Raw genomic sequence first — 651 nt, 5'->3', positions numbered from 1 at the left:
AAGGCACAGCTACTAAACTTAATGAAGCTATTAACATAACTGAATATGTTAAAGGTAAGAATTCTCTTAAACCTCCATATCTTCTAAAATCTTGATTATCTGCTACAGCGTGTATAACTGAACCAGCACCTAAGAATAATAATGCTTTATAGAAAGCATGATTAACTAAATGGAATAAAGCTAAGTTATAACTTGATAAACCAACAGCTATTACCATCATACCTAATTGACTCATAGTTGAATAAGCAATAACTTTTTTAATATCTTGTTGGAATAAACCAATTAAAGAACTAAATACTGTAGTTATAGCACCTAATCATAAACAAAGTACTAATACAGTTGAACTATACTCAATTAAAGGTGATGATCTCATTAATAAGTATACTCCTGCTGTAACCATAGTAGCTGCGTGAATTAAAGCAGATACAGGTGTAGGACCTTCCATAGCTTGAGGTAATCAAATATGTAAACCAACTTGTGAACTTTTAGCTGTAGCACCTATTAATAAACAAATTCCAATAATTGTAATTATTGTTTCATTGTAATATGGAGCTAATGCAAATACTGTACCATAATCTATATTACCAAAAGATCATAATATAGCAAACATACCTACAGTTAATAAAGTATCACCTACTCTATTAGTTAATA

1 pseudogene is annotated in these 651 nt (G+C 29.6%); it reads right to left on the bottom strand.

Annotated elements, in window-relative coordinates:
• Nucleotides 1-400 (bottom strand): annotated as a pseudogene (locus IE142_RS39900) (proton-conducting transporter transmembrane domain-containing protein); the annotation flags it as partial.
• Between the last annotated feature and the right edge of the window lie 251 nt (nt 401-651).

The sequence above is a fragment of the Streptomyces mutabilis genome (assembly GCF_014649815.1).
Lineage (GTDB): Bacteria > Actinomycetota > Actinomycetes > Streptomycetales > Streptomycetaceae > Streptomyces > Streptomyces mutabilis.
The sequence above is the reverse complement of the archived record's forward strand: the minus strand, read 5'-3'. Positions and strand labels throughout refer to the sequence as shown.